Origin of the sequence: Streptomyces sp. NPDC093801, assembly GCF_040701585.1 — a bacterium.
Lineage (GTDB): Bacteria > Actinomycetota > Actinomycetes > Streptomycetales > Streptomycetaceae > Streptomyces.
This window is the reverse complement of record NZ_JBFBDP010000113.1, coordinates 1-1,865: the sequence shown is the minus strand read 5'-3', so window position 1 is coordinate 1,865 and position 1,865 is coordinate 1. Positions and strand designations below refer to the sequence as shown.

At 69.3% G+C, this 1,865-nt stretch carries 2 protein-coding genes; both read right to left on the bottom strand.

Going from position 1 to position 1,865, the window contains the following annotated elements; all coding sequences use genetic code 11:
* Positions 1-853 precede the first annotated feature (853 nt).
* A complete protein-coding gene (locus AB0469_RS41120; protein ID WP_366456730.1) occupies positions 854-1,444 on the bottom strand; it encodes a hypothetical protein in 591 nt (196 codons plus the stop codon).
* Positions 1,441-1,752, bottom strand: a complete 312-nt coding sequence (locus AB0469_RS41115) for a hypothetical protein (protein ID WP_366456729.1) — start codon at positions 1,750-1,752, stop codon at positions 1,441-1,443. Before AB0469_RS41115 ends, AB0469_RS41120 begins: the two co-directional genes overlap by 4 nt.
* Between the last annotated feature and the right edge of the window lie 113 nt (positions 1,753-1,865).

The window sequence follows — 1,865 nt, the reverse complement described above, 5'->3', positions numbered from 1 at the left end:
AGCCCCACGACACGAACCCGGGAAGACCGTGAAACGAGCCGAAACCCTCACCGAACACATCCGCCTGAAACAGCAGCGAGGATAAAGATCAAGCTTATCCCAAGTGGCAGGTTCGGCCGAGCGATGCCTCAAGCCGGCGTGCCCCGGTGAGCATGCGTGGCCTGCGCCGCCGCCGTCTGCGGACCGGCTGGGCTGCGCAACGGCGGCCAGCGGCGGCGCGGGGCCCGGGCCGTCTCCCCACACCGGCTCGGTCGTAGGCTGCGGCCGTCCCCCGCCGTCGGTCCGTCCCTGCATGAGGCGATGGCACCGTCCGGCCTGGGCTGACGGGGAGCGGGCTGCTGCCGCGATCCGGCCGGGCCCGGCACCGCTCTCCAGCGCTGCGCGCTTCATCGTGGCGAAGCGTCATGCGGGGGCGTTTATGCGCCGCGGGGGGCCGGACTCCGTCTGGCCACCACCTTCACTGGTCAGCAAGGTAGGCCGAAAGCCGCTGCGCCAGACCTACCAGCCGGGATACAGAGACTGATACAAACTCCGGCGCCGCACACCACCGAAGAGATCACCGGCGCCATCACCGGCACCGTCACCCGCCCCCGGCTCCTCCTGCTCGGCCGCCACGACCTCCGCGGGCACCTGCACCCCGTGGGCCGGACCGGCCCACTGCGCCTCGTAGCCGCCCGGCTCGTTGCAGGGAGGCGCACGCGGCTACTTGCGGACCAACGCCCTCCGCCGGTCCGCGGCCAGGCGATGTGTGAGCCGACGCCGAAAGGATCAGGCCTGGCGGGAGAACGGGGGAACCGTAGCTCTCGCCTCCGGGTCGCGTGCGTTCAGTGACTCCCGGGCGACGGGTTCTCTCTCAGAAGGCGCCGCGCGGCTGTTTGAGGCTGCTGAATGCAGCCCCGGCAAGGAGGACCGTGAGACCGGCCAGGAGGGCGGGCAAGCTGGTTGAGGGGTGGAGGACGACGGCCCACGGTCGGGCTCCGCGGCCGCCGGTCTTCCAGCCTCCAACGGCGAGGACCAGGGGTACGGCCGTGAGGACTGGGGCTGCGATCCGGGCGCCGGTGAGGGGGTTGAGGATGAGTGCCAGGCCGAGGTAGAAGGCCGTGTTCCGCCCGATCGCCAGGGCAACGGCGTCGGCGCCCATGAAGTGTCCGAGAACGGCCATGGCCAGGGCCAGAGCTGCACAAGCTGCGGCGAGAAGGGTGTCGAAGCGGTGGACCGCCCGCACAGCAACGGTTTCAGTTGCATTTCGGGCGCGGCCCGTGAAAGCAAGCCAGATCACGGCCGGGGTGACGGTGATCAGTGCGCCGAGAAGGAAGTGCCCTGCTCCGCCGACCATCGAGGGTACCGGAATGCGACTCTGCCCAAAGGCCAGGCCGGCACCGGCCGTAGCAGCGGTGACGACGACGAGGGTGAGGACGTTGCGGGATGCGGCCCACCAGTTCACCGGCTTGCCCCTTCAGGATTCAGGGTCGGCTTCTGGTCGCAGCCTGTGAGCGCGGCCCGGTTCGTTTCGTACCAGGCGTGCTGACGGTCGGAGGGCAGCGTGAGGACCTTCTGGGCGAGTTTCGCGTCGTCGGGTGAGATACGGCCCTGCACCGGAGCCGGAGGCGCTTGGGTGGCGATGGCGGTCAGCCATGCGGTGAGCGGTCCTCGGGCGGGATACGCAGGGTACTTGCGGCTGGTACGGGCGCACTCGGGGATCGGTGGCAGGAGCGTGTTGGTGAGGTTTGCGGCGACGTCCTGCTCCCGCACCTGGCCCTTGCCTCCTAATGAACCGTTCCGGGTTCGGTAGAGATCTCAGATGTTGTGTGTGACCTGGGCTTTCGTGGTGCTCAGGTAGTGGTTGGCTTCGTATTCGGCGGGCG